This is a genomic window from Pedobacter sp. MR2016-24 (assembly GCF_026239655.1).
In the GTDB taxonomy this organism is placed as follows: Bacteria; Bacteroidota; Bacteroidia; order Sphingobacteriales; family Sphingobacteriaceae; genus Pedobacter.
In genome coordinates, this window is sequence record NZ_JAPIVO010000003.1 from 610,318 (window position 1) to 635,924 (window position 25,607).

The following is a 25,607-nucleotide window of genomic DNA, read 5'->3' on the forward strand; positions in this document are numbered from 1 at the left end:
ATTTATATCTTTGCGCAAAATGCAAGCTGTTCTATCGCTGGATGAACGCGCAAGCGGGAGTCGAGAGGAAAGTCCGGGCAACGCAGAGCATCCCGCTTCCTAACGGGAAGAGGTTTAGGATTGAAAACCTGAATTATGGAAAGTGCCGCAGAAAGCACACCGCCGATGGCCTGCAAAGGCACAGGTAAGGTTGAAAACGTGAGGTAAGAGCTCACGATGTTTCCGGGCAACCGGAGATTTGGTAAACCCCGGGAGTTGAAAGACCAAATAGGCTAATGCACGTAGGGCTGCTCGTCCGATGTTAGTGGGTAGGTCGTTAGAGATAAATGGCGACATTTATAGTAGATTAATGGTAGAAGCCCTGATTGATCAGGGTACAGAACCCGGCTTACAGGCTTGCATTTTTTTATAATTATCAGCTATTTTATCAGTATATATTGATAATTAGTAAATATATTCGTATCCTAGAAAAGAAGACGACTGAAACCTATGGCAAAATTATTAATAATTGATGATGAGCGTGCAATAAGAAGCACATTGCGAGAAATCTTAGAGTATGAGAATTACGAAGTAGATGATATTGATAATGGCGTTGACGGTCTTGATTTGATTAAAAAGAAAAAATACGACCTTGTTTTATGTGATATAAAGATGAACAAGATGGATGGTATGGAGGTGCTTGAACAAGCTCTGGCCTACAGTCCTGATCTTCCTTTTATCATGATATCTGGTCATGGTACTGTGGAAACAGCCATCGAGGCGAGTAAAAAAGGGGCATTCGACTTTATTTCTAAACCACCAGATTTAAACCGTTTACTCATTACGGTAAGAAACGCACTCGACAGAGGAAATCTGGTTACTGAAACTAAGGTCCTGAAAAGGAAAGTAAGTAAAACAAGAGATATCCTTGGAAGCTCCGATAACATTACTAAAATCAAAGAAACCATTGAACGTGTTGCCCCTACTGAGGCCCGGGTATTGATTACCGGCGCAAATGGTAGCGGTAAAGAATTGGTTGCCCGCTGGTTACACGAGAAATCTGCACGTGCAGACAACCCTTTAATCGAGGTTAACTGTGCTGCTATCCCATCCGAACTGATTGAAAGTGAATTGTTCGGACATGAGAAAGGTTCATTTACTTCCGCTGTAAAACAACGTATCGGTAAATTTGAACTGGCCAATGGCGGCACCTTGTTCCTGGATGAGATTGGTGATATGAGTATCTCCGCACAGGCAAAAGTACTGCGCGCTTTACAAGAGCACAAAATCACCCGTGTTGGCGGTGAAAAAGAATTTGAAGTGAACGTACGTGTAATTGCGGCAACGAACAAGGATCTGATGAAGGAAATCGAAGACGGTAATTTCAGAATGGATTTGTACCACCGCCTGAACGTGATCAATATCCATGTACCTCACTTAACAGAAAGAAGAGAGGATATTCCTGAAATTGCCATGAGCTTCCTGGAAGAGATCTGTAAGGATTATGGTATGCCTGTTAAAAAAATCAGTGATGCCGGTATGACTGCATTGCAGAACTTACCATGGACAGGTAACGTGCGTGAACTGCACAATATGATTGAACGTTTGATTATATTAAGCGATAAGGTAATTACGGACAATGATGTTGCCGCATTTGCTAATCCGGGCGGAGGCACCAATATTGGCGCTACGGGTTCTGTCCCTGCGAATGGTACAGCTGCTGCAGGCACCAACTACGATAAATTCAATAACTTCCAGGACTATAAAGACCATGCTGAGCGTGAATTTATCAAGTTTAAACTGGAGAAAAACAACTGGAATGTTTCCAAAACAGCAGACGACATTGATATCCAAAGAAGTCACCTTTATAGTAAAATTGAGAAATTCGGCTTAAAAAGAGTCTCGGAATAACCTATAAAGAATTTAAAAAAGAGAAGCTGAGTTTCGACTGCCTAAATTTGCGATGCAAATTGAGAAGGCCGAAACCCAGCTTCTTCTTTTTTGCAGCTACCTCTCAGGATTTAACTCCCTGCCAATTGGTTAAGGTCATCCCAAAGCGCCCCCCGGATCAGCAACATAACTGGAGTTATTTCACAATCTTTACAACACAAGCTGTACGCAATAAATACTATTTCAACTATTTATAGCACCCCCAGCGCCATCATTGTGGCCCCATAAGCAAAACTAACATGTATTTCCAGGTTATTTATTCATCTGCCTCTTTTTGGTCCAAGCGCCCATCACCTTAATTTTGGCTATATATCCTATAAGCTCTGATCATTTATCTTGCTACACGATTCCTTTTCAACCTATTTTGCTCCATACTCTTTCTGCTCCCGGCCAGATCATCCCCCAGGATACGCGTTAAAAAAAAATTACTGATACATTTTAGACCTTCTAAGTTTGCGCAGCAAATTTAGGCAGGCTAAAATGTATCAGTAATTTTTTAAGGAAAGGATCCCCCTCTTTAGTTACTCCATGTAATCCGCCTGCCTGCTCAACAACGCCCTGTACTTATTGAAAACAGCAGTCTTCGATACAAAACCTATGTATTCTTCCTGCGCATTTACCACAGGTAACAACCATGCATTCTCTTTCTCCATTTTCTTCATCACTATTTTCAGCGATTCGTCGATAAATATAATCTCCGGAGAAGGCTGCATCATATCTTTCACAGTAAGCTCTGCGATGTTCGGATTGTTTATCCCTTTTTTCAATACATCTTCCACGTAAATCAATCCTTTGAAAGTATTGTCTTCAGCAATTACCGGAAAGATATTCCTTTTGGAAGACAGGATTTCATTCAGCCTTTCAGAGATCATATCTGCATCGTGCAGGATCAGGTAATCGCGCTCCACCAGATACTTTACCTTCATCATGTTCAGTACTGTAGAGTCCTTGTCTTCGAGCGACATCAGTTCTCCGCTTTCAGCCAATGGTTTGGTATAAATAGAATATTTGTTTTTACTTCTGTTGATCAGATAGGCAATTGCTGAAGTAATCATCAGTGGAACCATTAATACATAACCGCCCGTTATTTCCGCAATCAGGAATATACCCGTTAATGGTGCATGCATAATTGCGCTTAAAGATGCAGCCATTCCCGCTACGATGAAGTTGGCGACATTTACATGTGCAATTCCAAGCGTATTGATAGAAAAAGCCAGAATAAAACCGAGCAGTCCGCCCATAATCAGACTTGGTGCAAAAATACCACCATTTCCTCCTGCGCCCAGTGTGATCAGCGTGGCGGCGGACTTAGCAAAAAGCGTGACCGTGGTAAACAAAATAATTGCCCACTGTGCATTGCTGTATTCCGCGAAAATACTATTGGTGATGACCGTACTGTAGTTTCCCCCCAATAAGTTCTTCATCGTAATGAATCCCTCACCATATAATGTAGGGAACAAGAAAACCAGGGCTCCCAGAAATAACCCTCCTGCCAATACTTTTTGATAGGGCCCCTTGATCTTATAAAACATTTTCTTATTGAAATAATAAGCTTTGTTGAAATAGATCGAGAAGAGTCCGATGAGACAGGCTAACACAACATACCATATTAAGGAACCAAATACCCATCCTTCCGTTACCAGAAAAAACAGTTGCTCATTATAGAAAAAACGAGCGACTACCGCTGCTGTTGCGGAGGCGAGCAGCAATGGAATAAAAGCAGGAATGGTAAATTCAGGCAAAAGGATTTCTATGGCAAAAACGATTCCCGCTATCGGGCTGTTAAAAGCCCCTGCAATCCCTGCAGCTGCTCCACAAGCGAGTAACATCGTGGTCTCTCTGTATGACAGACCCAGGAAACGGCCTACCAAGGAGCCTATCCCTGCGCCGCTGGTTACAATCGGGGCTTCAAGACCAGTTGATCCACCGAAACCTACCGTAAGTGCAGCCGTTATGATTTGGGAGTAGATATTATGTGGCTCTACCCTGCTTGATTTTTTTGAGATGGTATATAATAATGGAGTAAGACCAGTTTCGAATTTACCTTTGCGGATAAAACGGCGAACGTACATGACCGATAGTAAAATCCCGATTGTAGGAAACACCAGGAAAAGGTAATACTTGTATTGCCAGTGAAAGCCATCCTGCAGAAAATCTTCGATATGATGCGTCAGCGTTTTCAGTAATGCAGCTGCCAGTCCGGCAAGAATACCCACCACAAGTGCGGCAAATACCAGGAAATTTCTGTTGGAGATTTTTGATTTACGGTATTGATTTATGGCATCAACATAATTCACCATTCTTACATACATTATTCTTCTTATTATAAATCGAACTTATCTAATAATTTGATGAGCGTAGCGTAGTCTTTTGGATATGGGGCTTCGATGACGATGTCCTGATCATCCAGTCCTTTAAAGACAAGATGCCGGGCATGTAATGCAAAACGTTTCATGATTGGTTGTTCCTCATCGTCTTTTGCAATCCGGTATCCCTTTTTCATACTGGATAAATATACCGGCTTACCTTTATACATCGTATCTCCGCAGATGGCGGCACGCTGTGTAGCCAGGTGAATCCTGATCTGGTGCATGCGCCCTGTGATAGGTTTACATTCTACCAATGTATAATGTTTATAAAACTTGATGGAATTGAAGATCGTTTCTGCACGTTTGCCCTCTTTACGGTCTATCGTTACGCTCTTGTTTCCGTCATTAAGGATTGGAAGGTCGATAAATAACTCGTTGAACGTAACTTGTCCGTCTACCACAGCATGATACGTCTTTTTTACCCGGCGTTTTTCAAACTGCATAGATACCGAGCGGTAGGCTTCAGGATTTTTAGCAATGATGATTGCACCCGAGGTTTCCTTATCCAGACGGTGACAAACCTGTGCGTCCGGGGAATATTGTCTGGCAAGGCGAAGGATATTTACTTCGCCTGAGCCGCCACGCTCATCAAGTGAGGCAACAAATGGCGGCTTATTTACAACGATATGGTTATCGTCTTCGAATAGAATGAGGTCTTTAAATGAAGGATATTTCAATGGTATGGATTTATAAAACTGTACAAAAGTACAAATCTATACCGTACCATATGGAATAAGAATGTAAATGATTAAGAAAGTTCAAATTTATAGCCTACACCTTTCACTGTAGCTACGTAAGTTTCTCCTAGTTTTTCTCTCAGTTTACGGATATGCACGTCGATAGTACGGTTGGTCACCACAACTGAATCTTCCCAGATATTTTTAAGGATTGATTCTCTTGTATATACTTTACCCGGTTTCGATGCCAGCAGGTATAACAATTCGAATTCCTTTTTCGCAAGTACTACTTTCTGTCCTCCCTGGAACACCAGGTAAGCTTCTCTGTCAATCACCAGATCTCCTATTTCAACTTTGTTGTCTGAAACTTCGTCACTGCTTACATTCCTTCTCAGGATGGCATTGATACGGCTCACCAGGGCTCTCGGTTTAATAGGTTTAGCGATATAATCATCAGCACCTACATTGAAACCTGCGATTTCTGAATATTCTTCGCTACGGGCAGTTAAGAACACCATAAAAGTATTTTTGAACTCAGGAATTGCACGCATTAAACGGCATGCCTCGATACCGTCCATTTTAGGCATCATGATATCCAGGATAATCAGATCCGGATGAACCTTTTTTGCCAATGTGATACCATCCTGGCCGTTACCTGCCAGATACACCTGATAGCCTTCTTTTTTTAGGTTATATTCAATTAACTCTAAAATATCCGGTTCGTCATCAATAATCAGTATCTTTTGTTTTACGGTGCTCATGTTCTTTAAATATTTGTTACGAAATTAACGAATCAATTATACTATAAGGTTAAAGTGAGGTTAACAAATTGTTAATAGCGCCTTTTATATTAACATGCAATTAGGGTTAGCGTAAAGTTTTATTTAAAAAAGAGTCCAGTTCTTCCCCACGCAGGTTTTTAGCGATGATTTTTCCTTCAGGATCAATAATGAATGAACTTGGAATAGCTTCTATTTGATATAACCTTACAGTCGGGCTTTCAAAGTCTTTCAGTTCACTTGCATGTGTCCATGTTAAACCATCCGCAATAACCGCCTGTTTCCATGCGACAGGATCTTTGTCAAGGGAAACACCCAGTACTGTAAATTTGCGGTCTTTATATTTATTAAATACACGTACTACATTCGGATTCTCTTGTCTGCAGGGCTGACACCAGGAAGCCCAGAAATCGAGCAATACATATTTACCTCTCAGGCTTGACAGTTTCACCGTTTTATCATCAATCGTTGCCATACTGAAATCAGGAGCGGTTTGCCCTATCTGCACTGTTCTCAGTTTCGCCATCCTCACCAGGAAATCTGTTACTGCCTGGTTTTTATTGAAATTGCTTTTGATCTTCTCAGCATAGGTCAGCAATTCCTGTTCGTAGTCATTCTGACTCAAAGAATTGATGGCGTAGAAGCTGGTCAGCGAGCTGGTATTGTCCATCGCAAACCTGATGATATAATTGATAAAGTCTTCATTCTCCTTAATGAGTGCAGGACGCATCTGGTTGGCAATCGCATCCCTGTTTTGAGGCTGACTGCTTACATTTTCTTCAAACTGTGCCTGCATGGCCGCCTGTTTAGCGATATGCATGTTTTTCTGCTTGTTCAGTTCTTCCAGCTTATCTGCTTCTTCCGCACCTGATAAGGTATAAGACAGAGTGTTATCAGACAAATCTGCCTGTAATTTAATATGGTCGCCATTTTTAGCGATGACAATATATTCACTGCGATCAATCTTCACCTTGAAGAAATCCACTTCCGGTGTACTGTGAGCAAACTGGAATTCACCTTTGTCTGATAATACAGTAGAATCAACCGCAGTTTCATTCGCGCGTTCTATACTATATAAGTATACCTGCGTTTTTGGTTTCGCATTCTCAAACTTTCCGCTGATTTCAAATTTACTTTTGTCTTTACATGCGACAAAAACAACGCATAATGCGAATAAGAAGATTGCTTTTTTAATTTGTGTATTCATTGATGGTTTCATTCACCTGTGTGTTTACAATATACGCAGTGCTTCGGCGCACGCGCTATTTTAATTTATCCTGTAACAGTTCATTTACTTTTTGTGCATCAGCTTTGCCCTTTGCCAGTTTCATTACTTCGCCGACAAAGAGTCCGAGCACTCCTTTTTTACCCTTTTTATAAGCCTGTACCTGGGGACTGAATTTTTCCAGCACCTGATCTACAAATCCTGAAAGTTCATCACTATTTTCAACAATCAGCAAATTCATTTCAGCTGCAAGTTGTGCTACATTGGCATTTTCATTTGATTGTATAGCAGGTATCAACTGCTGTAAAGCAATTTGCTGCGTAATTTTCTTATCATCTACCAGGTTAATCACCGCGGCAAGTTGTAAGGGCTGTACCCTGAAATCACCAATAGTAACTGCCTGCTCATTCAATAAAGCACGGACAGCTCCTGTTAACCAGTTGATCAGGCTTTTGGGGTTATTAATCACTGTTAAAGCTGTGTGGAAATAATCCAGCAGCACTTTGTCTTCTGCAAAGATCACCGCTTCAGCATTGCTGATACCAAAATCAGACATCAGTTTATCGGTAATTTCTCTCGGTAATGCCGGCATAGCGCTTCTGATTGCTGCCAGCCATTCATCCGAAATATGTACCGGAGGAAGATCCGGGTCGGGAAAATAACGGTAGTCATTTGCCATTTCCTTGGTACGCATAGGTGCCGTAGTGCCTGCATCTGCGTCAAAGGTTAATGTGCTCTGGATAATCCTGCCCCCGTCATTCACTACTTCCTGCTGGCGTTTAAATTCAAACTCCATTGCACGGCGTACGTTCCTGATAGAGTTCAGGTTTTTAACCTCGCAGCGTGTACCGAACCCGATAGTACCCGTTTCGCGGATAGAAATATTCGCATCACAACGTAAACTGCCTTCTTCCATATTTCCGTCGCTTACACCCAGATGCCTTACGAGCTTTCTCATTTCTGTAAGCAAGGCTGAAGCCTCTTCTGCCGAGCGGATATCCGGCTCGGTTACAATTTCTATTAAAGGTACACCCGCACGGTTCAGGTCTACATAAGAATAATGCTCATCCTGATCATGCAGACTTTTACCTGCATCTTCTTCCAGGTGAATCCTGTTGATACCGATCCGTTTTTCTGTACCATCACTCAATACCAGATCAATATAGCCATTACGGCAGATAGGCTGATTGTCCTGCGTGATCTGATATCCCTTCGGAAGATCCGCATAGAAGTAATTTTTTCTGTCGAAATAGTTGACCTGATTGATTTCACAATTTAAAGCCAGCCCCATTTTAATCGCTTTCTCCACTACCTCCTTATTCAATTTAGGTAAGGCACCGGGAAGGGCAAGGGAAACGGGTGAGATGTGTGCATTCGGTTTTGCTCCGAATGTGGCGCTGTCTGAAGAGAATATCTTTGAAGCAGTATTTAACTGAACATGAATTTCCAGGCCTGATACTAATTCAAATTCTGTTGCTGTAACTGCAGTTGCTGTACTCATTTAAAGGCAATATATTAAACCATTTTATTGAAATGCTGTCTCACAAATATAACCAAATTAGTTTATGCCATTCGTTCAAACACACATTTTAAATAGTGGCACATAATTTGGAAGTAATGTTATAACACACAAATCTGAAACAAAATGAAAAAACTACTTTTAATAGCTACTCTGGGGATAGGTTCCCTGATAGCTGCAGCACCAGCAAAGGCACAAGTTAGTTTAAGTGTCAACATTGGCACCCAGCCGCAATGGGGACCTACGGGTTACGATCATGTAGATTATTATTATCTGCCGGAAGTGGAGAGTTACTATTATGTGCCGACAAGGCAGTTTGTTTATTATAGCGGTAACCGGTGGGTACACGCACGCAATCTACCTTCACGTTACCGGGATTATGATTTATACAGGGGAAGAAAAGTAGTAATCAACTCACCACGTCCATATCTGCACCATAACAATTACCGCACGCAGTATGGAAGAGCGAATTATGGATACAGCAGACCAGCAAGAGTAGTAGTTAGAAATAATTACAGAGGCAATAACTATAGAAGAGAAAGCTTTAGCCGCAGGGACAACCGCAGGGGTCGTGATCAGTTCAGGGCTCAAAATAACCGGGGTGATCATGGGCACCATGACCGGGGAGGTAACAAAGGCGGCAGAGGTCGTCACTAATTCATATTATTTTTCAAGAAAGAGGTTAGGTCCTTTCTTAAAAAAAGCACCCTTTTCAAATGAAAAGGGTGCTTTTTTATGTTAACAGGAAGCGAACTAAACAGCCGCCGATCCTCTTTAAACAGTGATTAAAGATGCTGCTTTTTCTAATACCTTAGACAGACCATCTTTATTTTTACCCCCGGCAGTAGCGTAGAACGGCTGACCGCCACCACCACCCTGGATGTCTTTTGCAAGTTCTCTTACAATATTGGAAGCATTTAGCCCACGTTCTGCAACCAAATTTTCAGATAACATCACACTGATTCCAGGTTTGTCGTCAATCAAAGTAGTAAACACCAAAAACAGGTTGTCTACCAGGTCTTTTACAGCGAAGGCCAGATTTTTAACTGCATCTGCATTGGGCAGATCTACATGAACAGCAATCAGGTTAACACCATTTATCGTTTTCATATGATGCACGATTTCGTGTTTTAAGTCGCCTGAACGCGCCAGCACTGCTTTTTCTGCATCTTTCTTTAACCTGTTATTCTCTTCAAGCAAAGCCGTCACAGCACCTGTCAGGTCTTTATTCCCTTTCAGCAACGACTTTAACTGGTTGATTTCCTGATTCTGATTAATGATGAAAGCTTCTGCAGCATCTGCAGTAATCGCCTCAATCCTTCTTACCCCGGCTGCTACGGCACTTTCAGAAAGGATTTTAAGGTATCCTATCTGGCCTGTTGCCGCTACGTGCGTTCCACCGCAAAGTTCTTTGGAGTAATTATCATCAAAAGTGATAATTCTTACGAAGTCCCCATACTTCTCTCCGAACAAAGCCGTCACTCCGCTGGATAACGCGTCGTCATAAGGCACATCTCGCTGCTCCTTTAATTTCAGGTTTTCCCTTATTTTTTTGTTGACTAAATGCTCAATCTGTGCCAGTTCTTCATCAGTGATCCTGGCAAAATGTGAAAAATCGAAACGCAGGTATTCTGAATTCACCAAAGATCCTTTCTGATTCACATGACTGCCCAGTACAGTTTTCAAAGCTGCATGCAATAAGTGAGTAGCAGAGTGATTATTATTGGTTTGAGTACGTTTATCTTCATCAACAACTGCCCAGAACTGTCCGTCAAGATCTTCTGGCAAAGTATCAGTATAGTGAACAATTACTCCATTTTCCTTTTTGGTATCAGTGATATCCACAAAGAAAAGTCGGGAATGATCTTCAAGGCGACCGGTATCACCTACCTGACCACCACTTTCGCCATAAAACGGAGTTTTTTGCAGTACGATCTGGTATTGCTCTTTTCCTTTTGAAGTTACCTGCCTGTATTTTAATATCTTAGTTTCAATTTCGAGCAAATCATAACCAACAAACTCAGTTTCAGGATAATCATTGACAGTAACCCAGTCTCCTGTATCAATAGCTGTTGCAGCCCTTGAGCGTGATTTCTGTATCTGCAGACTCTTCTGATACTCGTCCATATCAACTGTCCATTTTTTTTCCCTCGCCATTAACTCCGTCAGATCAATTGGGAAACCATAAGTATCCTGCAATTCAAAAGCGAACTCTCCTGAAATGACCATCTGATCTTTAAGTATACTATACACCCAGGCATCTTCAAAAGGTTTTTCCAGTTCAATGGCATTTTCAGACATCAGGAATTCCGCCTGTTTTTTCGTATAATTCTCAAAGCGCTGAATACCCGTTGCCAATGTCCTCAGGAAAGAAATTTCCTCTTCCAGCACTACCTTTTGTACAAAATCCTGCTGCATAGCCAACTCATCGAAAACCCCTTTGAACTGGTTTGCCAGTACTGGCACCAATTGATTCAGGAAAGGCTCTTTCAGGTTCAGGAAAGTATAAGCATAACGTACTGCTCTTCTTAAAATACGGCGGATCACATAACCTGCTTTATTATTTGCAGGCAACTGCCCGTCTGCAATGACGAATGATATTGCCCGGATATGATCGGCCATGACACGCATGGCGATATCCGTTTTTTCTTCTGCACCGTAAACAATTCCTGCCTTTTCGGCGATGAACTGAATAAGTGGCTGAAAAACATCCGTATCATAATTCGATTCTTTTTCCTGCAGAACGCGGACTAAACGTTCAAAGCCCATTCCTGTATCCACATGCTGTGCAGGCAAAGGCTGTAATGAACCATCTTTTAACCTGTTGAACTGCATGAATACATTGTTCCAGATCTCAATTACCTGAGGATGATCTGCATTTACCAGCTCTTTACCCGAAACTGCTGCACGCTCATGCGCAGGACGGCAGTCCACATGGATTTCAGAACATGGTCCGCATGGTCCGGTATCTCCCATCTCCCAGAAATTGTCTTTTTTATTTCCAAGAATTATACGGTCTTCCGGAACGAATTTTTTCCATAATTCGTAAGCCTCATTATCTCTGGGTAATCCCTCTTTATCGTCCCCTTCAAAGATCGAAACATAGAGTTTGTCTTTTGGGATTTTATACACTTCAGTAAGCAGTTCCCAGCTCCATTCAATCGCTTCCTTCTTGAAATAATCGCCGAAACTCCAGTTGCCCAGCATTTCGAACATGGTATGGTGATAGGTATCTATCCCAACTTCTTCCAGGTCATTGTGTTTACCTGAAACGCGCAGGCAACGCTGGGTATCGGTTACTCTCGGATATACGACCGGCGCTTCACCCAGAAACAGGTCCTTGAACTGATTCATACCAGCATTGGTAAACATCAGGGTAGGATCGTTTTTAACGACGATTGGTGCGGAGGAAACAATATGGTGTTGTTTCGATTCAAAAAATTCTAGAAATGCTTGTCTTATTTCTTTAGCTGTCATACCTGGTAGAAAATTATCCAACAAAATTAAAATTTTATTGCGGTATTCTACTAAAATCCCTTTACATTTGAATGCTTCAAATAAAAGCCATAAACCACTAACAATCAACATAAAAGTATGCCTTACAAAGAGAGGGAAATTAATAAAATGTATTACACGATGGGTGAGGTGACAGAAATGTTTGGTGTAAACGCTTCCCAGATCCGTTTTTACGAAAAGGAATTTGACATCATTCAGCCCAAGAAAAACAAGAAAGGAAACCGCCTTTTTACTCCTGAGGATATTGAAAATCTGAAGATCATTTTTCACCTGACAGACGATAAAGGTTTCACGTTAAAAGGCGCAAAAGAGCATTTGAAAAATAACAGTGGTGATGTGAAAGAGAATCAGAAAATCATTGCATCGCTTGAAAAGCTAAAAGACTTCTTACTCAAATTAAATGACGAGATTTAATTTTTAATAAATTAACTTTATTTACTAAATACATATTACTTTGGCCACATGAGGCCAGAGTTAATCATCACATTTACCTTCTTTTTATTCCATAGCAGTATTTCCTGCAGTCAGCCCGATCCGGGAGCAAGAGTTACTGCTATGGGAAAAACCACCGCAACGGCCACTGGTTTAGCAGCTGTTTACGGCAACCCGGCCGGTATCACCGGTACCTTAAAACCTGCTGCATTTCTTAGTTATGCCTCCTCTCCGCTTACGCCGGAAATCAGTACTCAATCTGTATCGCTGCTTTATCCGGCCGGCAGAAATGGCTTTGCGACCGGACTGCAGCGTTATGGATTAACGGAATTCTATACACTCCGCGTGGGATTTGTTTATGGTAAAAAATTCGGAGAGAAGCTAAGTATCGCGTTACGCTCAAATTACACGCAAGTTAATGCCGCGAATTACGGCGCTGTAAGCGGTTTTAGTATTGACGTAGGGATAATGTTCGCCTTCACTCCGAAAGTCCTCCTGGGAGCTTATATTGATAATCCTGCACAACAAAAGTACGGCAGCAATAAACTGAATTACGATATCCCTGGCTTTTGGGGCACCGGCATCTCATGGCATGCAGCGGATCAGGTAGCTTTTACAGCCATGCTGGCGAAAAAATTTCATGTGCTAACGGATTTCAGGCTCGGTCTGGAATATCAGCCTGACGAGCGTTTCATTTTAAGGGGAGGAGCTTCCCTCCAACCCGCCCGCCATTTCGCAGGATTTGGATTTATCCGGCGCCGGTTGGCATTTGATTTTGCAGTCTCGTCGAACGTACACACAGGCTATCAGCCGCAATTGGACGTCAGTTATGCGTGGTGAAATTATGCTGTTGATTCCGCTGCTGTTAATGACGGTACATCCCTTGCATGCCCAGGAAGAGGAGGCAGCTAAAGCCATCATCGAAGACTTCAGCGATGCTCAGCCGGAAGAGCGGGACCTTACCGAAATTATAGAAAAACTGGCTTCCTATAAAAAAAATCCGCTGGACCTGAACAATGCATCAGCTGAACAACTAAAAGAGATAAATCTTTTATCTATGCTGCAAATCAATAACCTAATGAATCACATAAAGGTTAACGGGAAATTACTGGACCTTTTAGAGCTACAATCTATTCCGGGATTTGATGGGGTGGCAGTGGAAAAAATAATGCCATTTTTTACAGTAAACACTACATCCGGACCTGAGCAGCTTAACTTGAAAAACATCCGGGAGAAGGGCAATAGCATACTGATCTGGAGGTATGCGCAGCTATTGGAAAAGCAGAAAGGATATACTGATTTGCCTGGCAGCCGATACATGGGCGGCCCCGAAAAGCTGCTCATGAAATACCGCTATACGTTTAGCAATACAGCTTCAGCAGCGTTGTTAATGAAAAAAGACGCCGGAGAAAGTCTGTTTGGGGGAGCCGGTAAAAGCGGATTTGATTTCATTTCGGGTCATATTGCTTTGCATGAAATCGGAGCAATCAAAACGCTGTTGGTGGGCGACTATAGTCTCCAGTTTGGTCAGGGATTAACACTTTGGACAGGACTTTCATTTGGGAGAGGTGCAGATGTAGCAGGTGCTGCAAAAAAAGATACCGGGCTTAAACCATATACGTCTTCCAGTGAATATGCCTTCTTTCGGGGAGTAGCTTCAAAAATTAAAATATTTAAAATCATTGATTTAACCACATTTATATCATTGAGAAAATTAGATGGAACTTTAACTGCAGATGATAAGGGACACCAGACGGTCAGCACAATTAACGTTGGCGGGCTCCATCGTACACCAGCTGAAATCAGGAATAAGGGTAGCGTCAGCCAATACTTTTATGGCAGTGTTTTACAGCTGGACCGCAGCAATTTCAGCGCAGGACTAATTGCGACCCACTCCATTTATCAGCATCAGTTCACTACAGGAAGTCAGCTTTATAACAGATTCGGATTCAGCGGAACGCGATTGACCAATCTGGGAATGCATTACAATTACACCTTTAGGAATACCTATGTTTTTGGGGAGACTTCTATGAGTCTTCCCGGAGGAATTGCTACACTGACAGGAATGATGACCAGCTTGTCATCCCGTCTGTCTGCTGTAATCCTCTATAGAAACTACGCAAAGGACCATATCAACTTTTACGCACAGGCTCCTGGTAAAAATTCCGATGGAAATAATGAAAAAGGGTTTTATGCAGGTATCAACATCAACCTGAGCCGGGCATGGAATGTATCTGTATACCTTGATAGCTATCACCATCCCTGGCTCATGTACAGGGTAGATGCGGCATCTCATGGAAATGAGTTGAGTGGACAGCTCAGCTATTCTCCGAAAAAGACATTAAAACTGCAGTTGAGGCTAAAAACTACTCTATCGGAGCAAAACACCATGGCAGAACTTCCCTTCAACGCACTGGAAGACGTGTACAAAGGCAATTACCGGATCGACATGAGTGGACAATTAAACAGAAAGATCAGTCTGCAATCGAGAATTGAAGTAAGCCGATACCACAAATCTCCGGCGGCAAAAGAATATGGAATCCTGATTTATCAGGACATGGAATATAAGGTGATGTCTGCTGCCCTCTCTGCAAACTTACGCTTAGCGTGGTTCAGCACGCCGTCTTATAATGCGAGAATCTACGCCTATGAAGATGACGTACTTTATGCATCCGGATCCGGACTGTATAGTGGAAAAGGATTCCGGACTTATCTGAATCTCAAATATCGCCTGACAAGGCAACTCTATTTATGGAGCAAAATTGCGGTCTATTATTATCCGGGTCAGTTGACCACAGGTTCAGGTCTGGATGAAATTTCGGGTAATAAAAAGTCTGAGATCAAGCTCCAATTGCGTTATCAATTTTGAGCTTATGACGTATCGAGCAGAACTGATCTTCGTACTCATTCTTGTCCCGTTTAGTGCCGGAATTTTGATTTGTTACGGACTCAATTCTACAGAATTATATTTTGTTTGGAGTTTTATCACAACTACTGCATTTCTTTCAATATTTATAATCAGATATTTATACAGATCAGTTAAAGTTTACCATCACAAGTATATTTTTGGCTTACTGCTTTACCTTCTGTTGTTTTTATTAGGAGGGCTGCATAGCATACATTTCTATTCCCCCGGAAAAATCAACTATTTTGCCAATACGTCAGGTCGATTTTTGAAGATAAAAGTGGACAACGAACCAGAGCAAAGTCATCGCCTGTTAAGGTTTACCGCGTCAGTTTTGGAGGTATCAGATGAACATAAAAAATATCAATCTGCTGGTAGATTGTTAGTCGCGCTCCAGGCAGATACTGTAAAAAAAACGGCAATCAGTTACGGTGATATTTTTCTGATCCCCGCTATTTATACCGAAGTCACTTCTCCGGTTAATCCGGGGGAATTCGACTTCAGGTCCTGGCTTGCGCAAAAGAATATCTACCACCAGATCTTCCTTAGAAAAAATCAGTTACTGAACCTTTCTCAAAACAAAGGCAATCCAGTGATCAGCTTCTCTCTTAAACTGCGGCAACGGCAAATTGCTTATTACCGGAAACTGCTTAAAGATAACGAGGCTTTTGCTGTTGCATCTACACTCATCCTGGGTTACAGAGCAGATCTGAGTCCGGAGACCTTGGCGGCTTATTCCAGGACAGGAACCATTCATGCCCTTTCCGTTTCAGGGATGCATGTGGGAATCATCTATATGGTGATAGAATGGGCGCTGAGCTATCTAAACAGGAAGAAATCATGGAGAATTATCAAAGTGTTTCTTGTGCTTGTGCTGATCTGGTTTTATACGCTGCTGACTGGCTGTTCCGCCTCCGTATTGCGGTCGGCCATTATGCTCTCCGTATTTGCTACAGCTAAAACATTCCGCAGGAATACAAACAGCTATAACATTCTGGCATTTTCAGCTTTCTGCCTGCTTTTATACGATCCCTTTTTAATCTGGGATGTTGGCTTTCAACTGTCCTTTCTGGCAGTGTTCGGGCTAATTTATTTACAGCCTGTAATTAACAGCTGGTTCTTTTTTAAATCGACCTGGCTAAGCAGGCTCTGGAGCATGATCTCTATTTCTTTAGCTGCCCAGATGACGACCTTCCCTTTAAGCATCTATTACTTTCACCAGTTTCCCGTTTATTTTATCACCAGCAACCTGTTTATTACTTTACCTATTGCTATTCTGATGTATCTGGGGATAGGCATATTACTGATCAGGTTAGATTGGCTGGTTATTCCTTTTGAAGCGCTGATACTTTTTACCAACCGGGGATTAACATTTATTTCACATCTCCCCTACTCCAGCCTGAGTGGAATCTGGATCAATAAAACGGAGCTCATTATTTTATCTGTATGGATGATTTTGCTTACCACAGGTTTGATCCACCGGCATAAAACATTCTTCTTATCTTCATTTATATTGCTGATCGGCTTGCAGTGCTGCCTGGTTTATGATCAAATATTATCCAAAAAACAACAGAGAATTCTGCTTTTCCAGCTCAGCAATAACTATGCGGCAGCATTTATTTCGGCAGATACCGCTGTGGTCGTCACCAATCTGGCCACGACCGACAAGGCATTTACATATTCTGTGCAGCCTGCTCTTGATCAACTGAACGTTTCCAGCCTTAGCTGTATCTCCTTAAAAAAAGATACACTGTTGCATGGCCTGGAAATCAGGAACCATCAGCTGGTCTGGAAAAAGATGAATATTCTGGTGCTCGATCCATCATTTGATCAACTAAAGATCTTGAACCGTCCCACTTTTGATGTGATCTGGTTACGGGAGTCGCCCGCCCTGAAAATCACCGATTTACAACAACAGGTAAATTTCAAAATACTATGGATTGACGGGACTGACAGTCATTATAGGTCAAAGAAGTATGAGGATGAGGCCAGGCGATTAGATATCCCAATTCATTCTTTAAGGAGGCAGGCTCCGCAAAGAAGTACAATAGCTAAAAAAACTAAAGCAGTGACAAAGCTGGTGAGACAGCTATAGGTTGTTGGTTAGAATATAGTAAATGACCCCATAATGAGGCCATAGTGACCCCATAGTGAAGCCATAAGAAAAACACTAGTTCAATTCTTATGGTTCCACGCTGGTTCGGCCAGGGCTCCAGTCTGGGTCAGGACATCACCGTCTAAGGGCAGTCCTGCTATTTATAAAGGAATCAGGCACCACCATTTCACCCTGAACAATAGAAACCTGAACTGATGCAGCCCCCCCTTTAAAAGAAAACATAATTTTAAATTTTATCTTTAAATACAGCATATTTGATTCATTAAATCAACCCATCAAACCTGTATGACTGCACCTTTGGTTTTATATACAGTGGCAGACCGTATTGCCACGATCTCCCTTAACCGTCCTGAAAAACGAAATGCACTGAACCCTGAACTCGTCAGCCTCCTCACCGAAACATTACTAATGGCTTCTGATGATGATGAAGTAAAGGTTATTATTTTAAAGGCCAATGGCAATACTTTTAGTGCGGGAGCGGATCTTGCCTATCTGCAGCAGTTACAGCAGAACACGCATGAGGAAAATGTGGCCGACAGCGAAAATCTGAAAAACCTGTACACCACTATCTATTATCTACCTAAAGTCGTAATTGCTCAGGTTGAAGGACATGCAATTGCAGGCGGTTGCGGTTTGGCTACGGTTTGCGACATCATTTTCGCCGTTCCGGAAGCAAGTTTCGGCTATACAGAAGTAAAGCTTGGTTTTGTACCCGCTATCGTATCCTGTTTTCTGATGCGTAAAACGAGTGAGACAATTGCTAAAAAAATACTGCTTACCGGAGATTTGTTCTCTGCTGAACAGGCATTGGCCTATAATTTGATTACTTATGTAACAAATAAGGAAGATATCAGTCACACAGTCCTGGAATTTGCCCATAAGTTATGTAATGAAGCATCGGGAAATGCATTGATGGTAACAAAACAACTGATCGGGCAAACTACCAATCCCGGACTGGAAAAAAGTCTTAGTCTGGCAGTACAGATTAATGCGAGGGTTAGAGAGAGTGAAGATTTCAAAAAGGGTATTGCTGCCTTTATCAGCAAGGAGAAAATTAACTGGTAAATTATAAAACTAAATAATATGTTCAAATCAATTAAAACGACTGTTGTAGCAGCAATATTAATCAGTACTGCTATCATAGCAAATGCACAGAAAAAAGTTAGTGAAGGCACCATTACATACGGCATGGCCTATGAGCTAACCCCGGAACAACAGTCGATGGCCTCACAGTTACCTACTGAAACAAAAGTTAAATTCAATGGTGACATTCTGAAAATTGAAATGGAACAGGGGCCGGCTAAAATTACTATCCTGTCAGACGGACTGAAAAAAGATGGTTTAGTACTTGTAGATGTGCCAATGATGCAAAAGCAATATGCCGTTAAGACGACCAAAGCAGAAGCTGAGCAGACTATGGGCCCGACTCCTGTGCTGAGAGATTTCAAAGCGACTGGCGAGAAACAAAAAATCGGCATGTACAATGCTGAAAAATACACCTATAAAGATGATAAAAATGCTGCTTATGAATTATGGGCAACAACAGACGTTCAACTGCCGGCAGGAATTATCGGTGCTGAATTTGCAGCAGTTAAAGGTACACCTATAAAATTCACACGTACACAAAACGGTTTCAAATCAGTAGTTACAATTAAAGAGGTAAAAGAAGAAAAAGTTGGTCCTATTACACTGGACGTACCAGCTGCTTATGAAGTGACCACTATGGACGCTTTACGAGCAATGGGTGGCGGACAATAACGGAAATAAATTTACATTATCAGGTTTTTTAACATAGCCCTTTTTTATTAGGTTTGCTATAATGTTAAAAAACCTGATTTTTTTTGCCCGTTTTTTCCTGTTCTGGCTGTTATTCTTTTTGCTTGACAGGCTCATTTTTTTAGCCGTTAATTTCCCTGAGTTAAAATCGGCACCTGTACCCGAAGTTCTTGCAGCAACTTACCATGGTTTACGTCTTGATTTATCCATGACAGCCTATATTGCTGTTATACCCCTGCTATTTTACACCGGCTTTGTGCTGGTATTTAAGAAAAACAAAATTCCATTTGGATGGCTCATGACTTACAATATGGTGCTGATCGTTCTATTCAGTATCATTGGCATGGCCAATATCAATATCTACCGGGAATGGGGCAGCAAGATCAATGCTAAGGCTTTAGGCTTTGCCATTACTTCCCCTAATGAAGCACTGGCATCAAGTGCATCCTCTCCTATCCTGCTGAGTCTTGCCATTTTAATACTGTTAATGATTTGCGGCTACTTTTTAAACCAGTGGCTGGTTAAAAAAGATACCGGGGTACCCTCTGCGAACATGGCGATGAAACTTGTCCTTTCTCTCCTGCTGTTAGCATTTAATTTTCTGCTCATTCGTGGTGGCTGGGGTGTTTCCCCAAATAACCAGAGTATGGCTTATTATTCTGATGTACAAACGCTGAATCATGCTGCAGTAAATACAGAATGGAATCTGGTATCCAGCATTCTTGCAGAGAAACATGTAAACAAAAATCCAAATCTTTATTATCCTGCACAACTATCAGCTGATATTGTACGTGACCTCTATGCAGTAGAAAAAGACTCCACCCTTCAGCTGTTAAAAACAAAAAGGCCCAATGTAGTCGTTATTATTATGGAAAGTTTTACGGCCGACCTGACAAAAACACTAGGTGATGAAGCCGGGATTACACCTAAATTTGATAGCCTCATCAATCATGGCGTATTGTTCAGCAGAATTTACGCTACCGGGAACAGGACAGACAAAGGTATTATTGGTACGCTTGCGGGTTTTCCCAGCCTGGCGTCAGGAAGTATCATGAAATGGCCCGATAAACTGGAGAAAATTCCCGGCATTTCACAAAGCTTGTTTAATATTGGTTATCGTACGTCCTTCTTTTATGGCGGGCAATCCGAATTTGAGAACTATAAAGCTTTTATTGTGAGCCATGATTACCAGTTACTGGTAGATAAGAGCAGCTTCGCCGATAAGGACATGAATTCAAAATGGGGCGCTTATGACGGTACCGTATTCAACCGCCAGCTGCAAACGCTGAATCAGGAGAAAGAACCTTTTTTCTCTACCCAGATGACGCTGACTAACCATGAGCCCTTTGAAGTTCCGGGTCACTATAAATTCGGCACAAAGGATAATATACAGCGTTTCAAAAGCACAGCCTATTATACAGATTCCTGTCTGAATGATTTTCTCAATAAGGCGAAGCTTAAACCCTGGTATAAAAACACCCTGTTCATTTTCGTAGCAGATCATGGCCATATCTATCCTAAAGGAAGAGGTGAGGTCTATATTCCGCAGCGTTATCATATCCCACTGTTATTTTTTGGCGATGTGATCAAAGAAGAATACCGCGGAAAGCAATTCGACCAGGTCGGCAGCCAGGTAGATATCGCCTCTACCCTGCTGCATCAGTTAAACCTGGATAGCAAGTCCTTTCAATGGAGCAAAAATTTATTGAATCCATATACCAAGCCTTTCGCTTTTTTTAGCTGGGATAATGGAATGGGCTTTATAGATAACAAACAATGTGTTACATTTGATAATGTTGGTAAGCTGGTTTTATATAATGACAATCCGAAAGATGTAACACATACCGAAACACTGACCAAAAATGGTAAGGCTTACCTGCAGACCATTTATCAGCAATTTATTCAACTCTAAACCATTTTTTTCACACCTACACCTGCTGGAAGAAAGCAAAACAAAAAAACGACGACAAATGAAACTGAAGCACTTTATTTTTAAACTTACACTAGTTATCCTGATCAGCTCGCTGTGTGCAACGACCTATGCGCAGCGTAACAGAGATATCAACTGGACTAAAGACGGCACTGGTTATTACGAAATCTCAAATGGCGACATCGTATTGGTTACGCTCCCGAAAAATGAACGCAAAACAGTAGTGAGCAGAAACCTTTTAACACCGAAAGGTACTTACCCCTTAAATGTGAAAAGTTTCGTACTCTCAGCAGACGGAACAAAAGCATTGATATATACCAACAGCAAAAAGGTTTGGCGTTATGAAACCCGGGGAGATTACTGGCTGGCAGATATATCGGCAAACAAGCTCATTCAAATTGGTAAGGACAGACCAGCATCTTCACTGATGTTTGCGAAAATCTCTCCTGATGCAAGCAAAGTTGCTTATGTGAGCGGTCATAACTTATATGTAGAAGATATCGCTTCAGGCGCAGTTAAGGCACTGACGACCGACGGTACCGACCGTTTAATCAATGGAACCTTCGACTGGGTTTATGAAGAAGAGTTTGATTGCAGAGATGGTTTCCGCTGGAGTCCGGACGGCACTTCAATCGCCTACTGGCAAATCGACGCAAGGAAGATTAAAAACTTCCTGATGATTAACAATACAGACTCTATTTATCCGTATACAATTCCAGTAGAATACCCTAAAGTGGGACAAGATCCTTCTGCCTGCAAAATCGGGATAGTAAATGTAAGCACGGCACAGACCTCATGGGTAAAAGTTCCCGGAGATCAGATTCAGAACTATATTCCGAGGATGGACTGGATACCCAATACCAGTGATATCATTCTTCAGCAATTAAACAGGGAGCAGAATGTGAGCAAGCTATATGTAGCAAATGCAGCATCAGGCACGGTAAAAAACATTTACACCGAAACTGACAAAGCATGGATTGATGCAGCACCAGGATGGCAGTGGCTGAACAATGGTAAAGAATTCATCTGGGAAAGTGAAAAAGACGGATGGAGACATACTTACAGGATCAGTAGAGACGGCAAAAAAGAAAAACTAATTACCAAAGGTAACTTTGACGTTATTGAAAGCAGCCTGGTTGATGAGAAGAACAATACCTTCTATTTTATGGCATCACCAACAAACGCTACTCAGCAATATCTTTATAAAACCAAATTAGACGGCAGTGGTAAACTGGAAATGGTGACCCCATCCGTTTTACCGGGCACACACAATTACGATATTTCTCCAAACGGGATTTTTGCATTCCACACTTACACAAATGTAAATGTGATGCAAATTGCTGAATGGATGAAAATGGAGACCGGCAATCCTTTCACTATGGAAGGCAGCATCACCAATCAGCTGGCAAGGGTACGCCCTCCTAAAAACAAGGTAGAATTTTTCAAAATTAAAACGCAGGATGGTGTAGAGTTGGATGGCTGGATGAAAAAGCCTGAAAATTTTGATCAGACTAAAAAGTATCCTGTAGTTTTTTATGTTTACGGTGAACCGGCAAGTCAGACTGTAACCGATACCTATGGGACAGGTTATAACCGTTTATATGCAGGCGACATGTCCAGAGATGGTTATATCTATATTTCCATAGAAAATCGCGGTGCACCAGCCCCAAAAGGTCGTGAATTCCGTAAAAGCATTTACAAAAACATTGGTTTGCTGAATATCAGGGATCAGGCAGATGCAGCGAAGCAAATCATAGAGTGGCCATTTGTAGACAAAGAAAGGGTAGCTGTATGGGGCTGGAGTGGTGGTGGTTCTTCCACATTGAATCTGATGTTCCAATATCCGCAGATTTATAAAACCGGTATTGCAGTAGCCGGAATCAGTAATCAGCTCACCTATGATAATATTTACCAGGAACGTTATATGGGTTCTCCTCTCAAGACTACAGATGTTTACCTGAAAGGATCGCCAATTACTTATGCTAAAAACCTGGTTGGAAACCTGTTGTACATCCATGGAACAGGCGACGATAATGTTCACTATCAAAATGCAGAACTACTGATCAATGAACTGGTAAAAAACGGGAAAGTATTTCAAATGATGGCTTATCCTAACCGTACACACTCCATTAACGAGGGCGCCGGCACAAGTGAGCATTTAGCACGCACCTACACTAAATTTTTACAGCAGAACTGCCCTCCCGGAGGAAAATAAAATTTCAGTATTCATCTTTATTCAAAAGCGGGCACCAGGCAAGGTAGCCTGCTTTTTTTATACCGGGATAGAAATGTAGAATGTAGTTCCTGCATTGGTCTCAGTTTCAAACCATATTTTACCACCATGCGCTTCGATAATCTGTTTACTGATATATAAACCAAGGCCGAAAGGTTGCTCACCACCTGTCCCGGTGCGTTTAGATGTGGTAAAAGGATCAAAGATATTGTCCTGTAAGTCCAGCGGAATGCCCATTCCCGTATCTTTCACATGTATAATAATTTCATTGTCTGACTGTATACTGCTGATTTGAATAGTGCTGTATGACTCACTAAACTTCATCGCATTGCTTACAATATTGTTCAACACCCTTAGTAATTTCTCCTTGTCTGCTTTGATTAATCCTCTGATAGCAGTGTGCAACAGTAATAACTGATCTTTTTCTTTTGCCCTGAAACCTAATAATAACACACATTGATGCAGTAACTCATTGAGATCTATCTCCTCTTTAACAATAGACTGCTGATGCGTAAAGTCGGTTTTCATCAGTTCGTTGATCAGTTCCAGGCAATTCTTGCTGGAGCCTTTTATCAATTCAAGAATCTCTTTATCATCTTTTGCCATTGCATCCGGTCTAATGAGCGACGTAAGTGACCCTATTGCCCCGATTGGATTACGCAAGTCATGCGCCACAATCTTAATGAGCCTTGCATAATCCTTGTTCATATGGTCCAGTTGCTGCATCGTTGATTCTGTATGCTTAAACTGCAGACGCAGTGCTTCGGTGGTCCTTTGTGAATTTTTCCAGTCCCTCCACAAAATGATAATAATGATAATTGTCATCAGGCATACCGTTATCGCCAGTGCTAAAAAACCCCATTGGTATTTTGATTTTGAGCGCACCGACTGGAGCTGCTGATCTTTCAAAGCATACTCGATGTAATCAATCCCCGAATCTCTGTTTATTCTATCCTTTTGTTCATATAAGTCTACCAATTGCCGGCTATACTTTAGTGTATTTGCTGCATCCTGCCTTGCACCATAAAAATCATAAAGCTTTTTAACAAATTGAATAGAATAGACATGATATCTTTTTTCCTGAGCTATAGCCAATCCCTGCCGGTAGTAATTCACAGCCTTTGCAGAATCAGCTCCTGTAAAATTATTGCCCAGATTAATCAGCATATCCATACTCAAATAATAAAGCTCATTGGCCAGTGTGCCCCGAACGGTCTCCTCCATCTTTGATATGCCCTTCTCCCGCTCGCCGTTTTTAATCATATAATCGGCACGCAGCTGGTCAATTGCCAGTTGCAGCCGGAGATCCCTGTATTTAACGGAAATGTCGCTTGCCTTATTGATATATATCAATGTAGTATCATTTGAGACCAGCTTGGGAAAAACCAACAGGTAATTGTAAATCACCAGCGCCATAATAGAATCATGCTTCAATGTTTTACCCACCAGAAACGCTTCTTTAAAATTACTCAGGGATTTATCCTCTTTTCCCAGCTCAGCATATACCGTAGCAATATTCATTTTGGTCTGTACGATATTGGATGAATCCCGAAGATGTTTATAATGGTTATAGGCCTCATTGTAATAGCGAAGTGATAACTGAAGATCGCCCTGCATATCATAAACGATTCCCAGATTATTGACAGCGTCTGCCACCCCTTTCTCATAACCTACACGGACTGCGATTTCCCGGGCTTTCATCGTATAATGAAAAAGACTATCTACATTCGTTTCATACAATAACATTCCCAGCCTGTTCAGCGCATCAACATAACGTAAACTATCTTTAATGTGAGGTATCTGCTGCTTCAGACTACGCACTACATCTTTTTGTGCATAGCAAACCGATAAACTTAATACAAGAATGACAAAGGATAATAATCTCCTCATAAACGAGCGCTTTTGATTATTTACAATATAGTAAAATAATCAAAATAATGTTAGTTTATAAAAAACATTTATGAACGTATCATAAATATTAAGAAAACAGCATTACCCTTAGGTACTAATTTTTAACCTTACGCCCTATACTATCAGTCAAATACCACCGTCTGCCCTCACAAATTCACGTTGTACAGGCTTGGTTTATTTTAAACCTCCTGTCCCCGTCTATCTCCCTCAGATTTAAATTGTACACACTTGGTTTAATAAAAAAAATGGAAGGTTATTTTTTGGCCTCCTATGTTTTGCGCAGCAAAAGA

General features: G+C 41.6%; 17 protein-coding genes and 1 other RNA gene. 11 read left to right on the plus strand and 7 right to left on the minus strand.

The genetic code is table 11. From position 1 onward, the window contains the following. Nucleotides 1–18 precede the first annotated feature (18 nt). An RNA gene (gene rnpB, locus OQX62_RS10430) (RNase P RNA component class A) lies at nt 19–407 on the plus strand. Between the two features lie 82 nt (nt 408–489). After that, nucleotides 490–1,890 carry a sigma-54-dependent transcriptional regulator gene (locus tag OQX62_RS10435; protein ID WP_265831444.1) on the plus strand — a complete coding sequence of 467 codons (1,401 nt, stop codon included), beginning with the start codon at nt 490–492 and terminating at the stop codon, nt 1,888–1,890. A 560-nt stretch (nt 1,891–2,450) separates the two neighbouring features. Here the strand turns inward: OQX62_RS10435 and OQX62_RS10440 are convergent. The 5 genes from OQX62_RS10440 to gatB form a co-directional block, all read right to left on the minus strand. After that, nucleotides 2,451–4,241 carry a chloride channel protein gene (locus OQX62_RS10440; protein ID WP_265831446.1) on the minus strand — a complete coding sequence of 597 codons (1,791 nt, stop codon included), beginning with the start codon at nt 4,239–4,241 and terminating at the stop codon, nt 2,451–2,453. Between the two features lie 11 nt (nt 4,242–4,252). Further along, nucleotides 4,253–4,975 carry an RluA family pseudouridine synthase gene (locus tag OQX62_RS10445; RefSeq protein WP_265831447.1) on the minus strand — a complete coding sequence of 241 codons (723 nt, stop codon included), beginning with the start codon at nt 4,973–4,975 and terminating at the stop codon, nt 4,253–4,255. Nucleotides 4,976–5,046: 71 nt separating this feature from the next. Beyond that, nucleotides 5,047–5,736, minus strand: a complete 690-nt coding sequence (locus tag OQX62_RS10450) for a response regulator transcription factor (protein WP_265831448.1) — start codon at nt 5,734–5,736, stop codon at nt 5,047–5,049. A 106-nt stretch (nt 5,737–5,842) separates the two neighbouring features. Next, nucleotides 5,843–6,973 (minus strand): TlpA disulfide reductase family protein, encoded by a 1,131-nt coding sequence (locus OQX62_RS10455; protein ID WP_265831449.1) that lies wholly within the window; start codon nt 6,971–6,973, stop codon nt 5,843–5,845. Between the two features lie 43 nt (nt 6,974–7,016). Continuing rightward, on the minus strand, nt 7,017–8,480 hold the full coding sequence (gene gatB / locus OQX62_RS10460; RefSeq protein WP_265831450.1) for an Asp-tRNA(Asn)/Glu-tRNA(Gln) amidotransferase subunit GatB: 1,464 nt from the start codon (nt 8,478–8,480) through the stop codon (nt 7,017–7,019). 144 nt (nt 8,481–8,624) lie between these two features. Here gatB and OQX62_RS10465 point away from each other — a divergent pair, with 144 nt between their 5' ends. After that, a complete protein-coding gene (locus tag OQX62_RS10465) occupies nt 8,625–9,155 on the plus strand; it encodes a hypothetical protein (protein WP_265831452.1) in 531 nt (176 codons plus the stop codon). Between the two features lie 117 nt (nt 9,156–9,272). Here the strand turns inward: OQX62_RS10465 and alaS are convergent, their stop codons facing one another. Further along, complete coding sequence (gene alaS / locus OQX62_RS10470) at nt 9,273–11,975, minus strand: alanine--tRNA ligase (protein WP_265831453.1); 2,703 nt, start codon at nt 11,973–11,975, stop codon at nt 9,273–9,275. Between the two features lie 117 nt (nt 11,976–12,092). Here alaS and OQX62_RS10475 point away from each other — a divergent pair, with 117 nt between their 5' ends. The 8 genes from OQX62_RS10475 to OQX62_RS10510 all read left to right on the plus strand — a co-directional run bounded on the left by OQX62_RS10475 (nt 12,093) and on the right by OQX62_RS10510 (nt 23,388). Next, nucleotides 12,093–12,428, plus strand: coding sequence for a MerR family transcriptional regulator (locus tag OQX62_RS10475; RefSeq protein WP_265831454.1), 336 nt, complete (start codon nt 12,093–12,095; stop codon nt 12,426–12,428). A 48-nt stretch (nt 12,429–12,476) separates the two neighbouring features. Next, entirely contained in the window at nt 12,477–13,286 is an 810-nt protein-coding gene (locus OQX62_RS10480; protein WP_265831455.1) for a hypothetical protein, read from the plus strand. Next, nucleotides 13,276–15,315 carry a ComEA family DNA-binding protein gene (locus OQX62_RS10485; protein ID WP_265831457.1) on the plus strand — a complete coding sequence of 680 codons (2,040 nt, stop codon included), beginning with the start codon at nt 13,276–13,278 and terminating at the stop codon, nt 15,313–15,315. Before OQX62_RS10480 ends, OQX62_RS10485 begins: the two co-directional genes overlap by 11 nt. Nucleotides 15,316–15,319: 4 nt before the next feature. After that, nucleotides 15,320–17,446 carry a ComEC/Rec2 family competence protein gene (locus OQX62_RS10490; RefSeq protein WP_265831458.1) on the plus strand — a complete coding sequence of 709 codons (2,127 nt, stop codon included), beginning with the start codon at nt 15,320–15,322 and terminating at the stop codon, nt 17,444–17,446. 306 nt (nt 17,447–17,752) lie between these two features. Further along, nucleotides 17,753–18,532 carry an enoyl-CoA hydratase/isomerase family protein gene (locus OQX62_RS10495; protein ID WP_265831459.1) on the plus strand — a complete coding sequence of 260 codons (780 nt, stop codon included), beginning with the start codon at nt 17,753–17,755 and terminating at the stop codon, nt 18,530–18,532. Between the two features lie 18 nt (nt 18,533–18,550). Beyond that, a complete protein-coding gene (locus OQX62_RS10500; protein ID WP_265831461.1) occupies nt 18,551–19,225 on the plus strand; it encodes a DUF4412 domain-containing protein in 675 nt (224 codons plus the stop codon). A 61-nt stretch (nt 19,226–19,286) separates the two neighbouring features. Beyond that, nucleotides 19,287–21,155 (plus strand): LTA synthase family protein, encoded by a 1,869-nt coding sequence (locus tag OQX62_RS10505; RefSeq protein WP_265831462.1) that lies wholly within the window; start codon nt 19,287–19,289, stop codon nt 21,153–21,155. A 58-nt stretch (nt 21,156–21,213) separates the two neighbouring features. Further along, nucleotides 21,214–23,388, plus strand: a complete 2,175-nt coding sequence (locus OQX62_RS10510) for a S9 family peptidase (protein ID WP_265831463.1) — start codon at nt 21,214–21,216, stop codon at nt 23,386–23,388. 57 nt (nt 23,389–23,445) lie between these two features. On the opposite strand, the gene OQX62_RS10515 is transcribed toward OQX62_RS10510, so the two are convergent. Beyond that, on the minus strand, nt 23,446–25,296 hold the full coding sequence (locus OQX62_RS10515; RefSeq protein ID WP_265831464.1) for a tetratricopeptide repeat-containing sensor histidine kinase: 1,851 nt from the start codon (nt 25,294–25,296) through the stop codon (nt 23,446–23,448). Between the last annotated feature and the right edge of the window lie 311 nt (nt 25,297–25,607).

Coding starts and splice junctions, on each gene's coding strand:
- OQX62_RS10435 (WP_265831444.1), top strand. CDS start 490: ATGGCAAAATTATTAATAATTGATGATGAGCGTGCAATAAGAAGCACA.
- OQX62_RS10440 (WP_265831446.1), bottom strand. CDS start 4,241: ATGTATGTAAGAATGGTGAATTATGTTGATGCCATAAATCAATACCGT.
- OQX62_RS10450 (WP_265831448.1), bottom strand. CDS start 5,736: ATGAGCACCGTAAAACAAAAGATACTGATTATTGATGACGAACCGGAT.
- OQX62_RS10455 (WP_265831449.1), bottom strand. CDS start 6,973: ATGAAACCATCAATGAATACACAAATTAAAAAAGCAATCTTCTTATTC.
- gatB (WP_265831450.1), bottom strand. CDS start 8,480: ATGAGTACAGCAACTGCAGTTACAGCAACAGAATTTGAATTAGTATCA.
- OQX62_RS10465 (WP_265831452.1), top strand. CDS start 8,625: ATGAAAAAACTACTTTTAATAGCTACTCTGGGGATAGGTTCCCTGATA.
- alaS (WP_265831453.1), bottom strand. CDS start 11,975: ATGACAGCTAAAGAAATAAGACAAGCATTTCTAGAATTTTTTGAATCG.
- OQX62_RS10475 (WP_265831454.1), top strand. CDS start 12,093: ATGCCTTACAAAGAGAGGGAAATTAATAAAATGTATTACACGATGGGT.
- OQX62_RS10480 (WP_265831455.1), top strand. CDS start 12,477: ATGAGGCCAGAGTTAATCATCACATTTACCTTCTTTTTATTCCATAGC.
- OQX62_RS10485 (WP_265831457.1), top strand. CDS start 13,276: ATGCGTGGTGAAATTATGCTGTTGATTCCGCTGCTGTTAATGACGGTA.
- OQX62_RS10490 (WP_265831458.1), top strand. CDS start 15,320: ATGACGTATCGAGCAGAACTGATCTTCGTACTCATTCTTGTCCCGTTT.
- OQX62_RS10495 (WP_265831459.1), top strand. CDS start 17,753: ATGACTGCACCTTTGGTTTTATATACAGTGGCAGACCGTATTGCCACG.
- OQX62_RS10500 (WP_265831461.1), top strand. CDS start 18,551: ATGTTCAAATCAATTAAAACGACTGTTGTAGCAGCAATATTAATCAGT.
- OQX62_RS10505 (WP_265831462.1), top strand. CDS start 19,287: ATGTTAAAAAACCTGATTTTTTTTGCCCGTTTTTTCCTGTTCTGGCTG.
- OQX62_RS10510 (WP_265831463.1), top strand. CDS start 21,214: ATGAAACTGAAGCACTTTATTTTTAAACTTACACTAGTTATCCTGATC.
- OQX62_RS10515 (WP_265831464.1), bottom strand. CDS start 25,296: ATGAGGAGATTATTATCCTTTGTCATTCTTGTATTAAGTTTATCGGTT.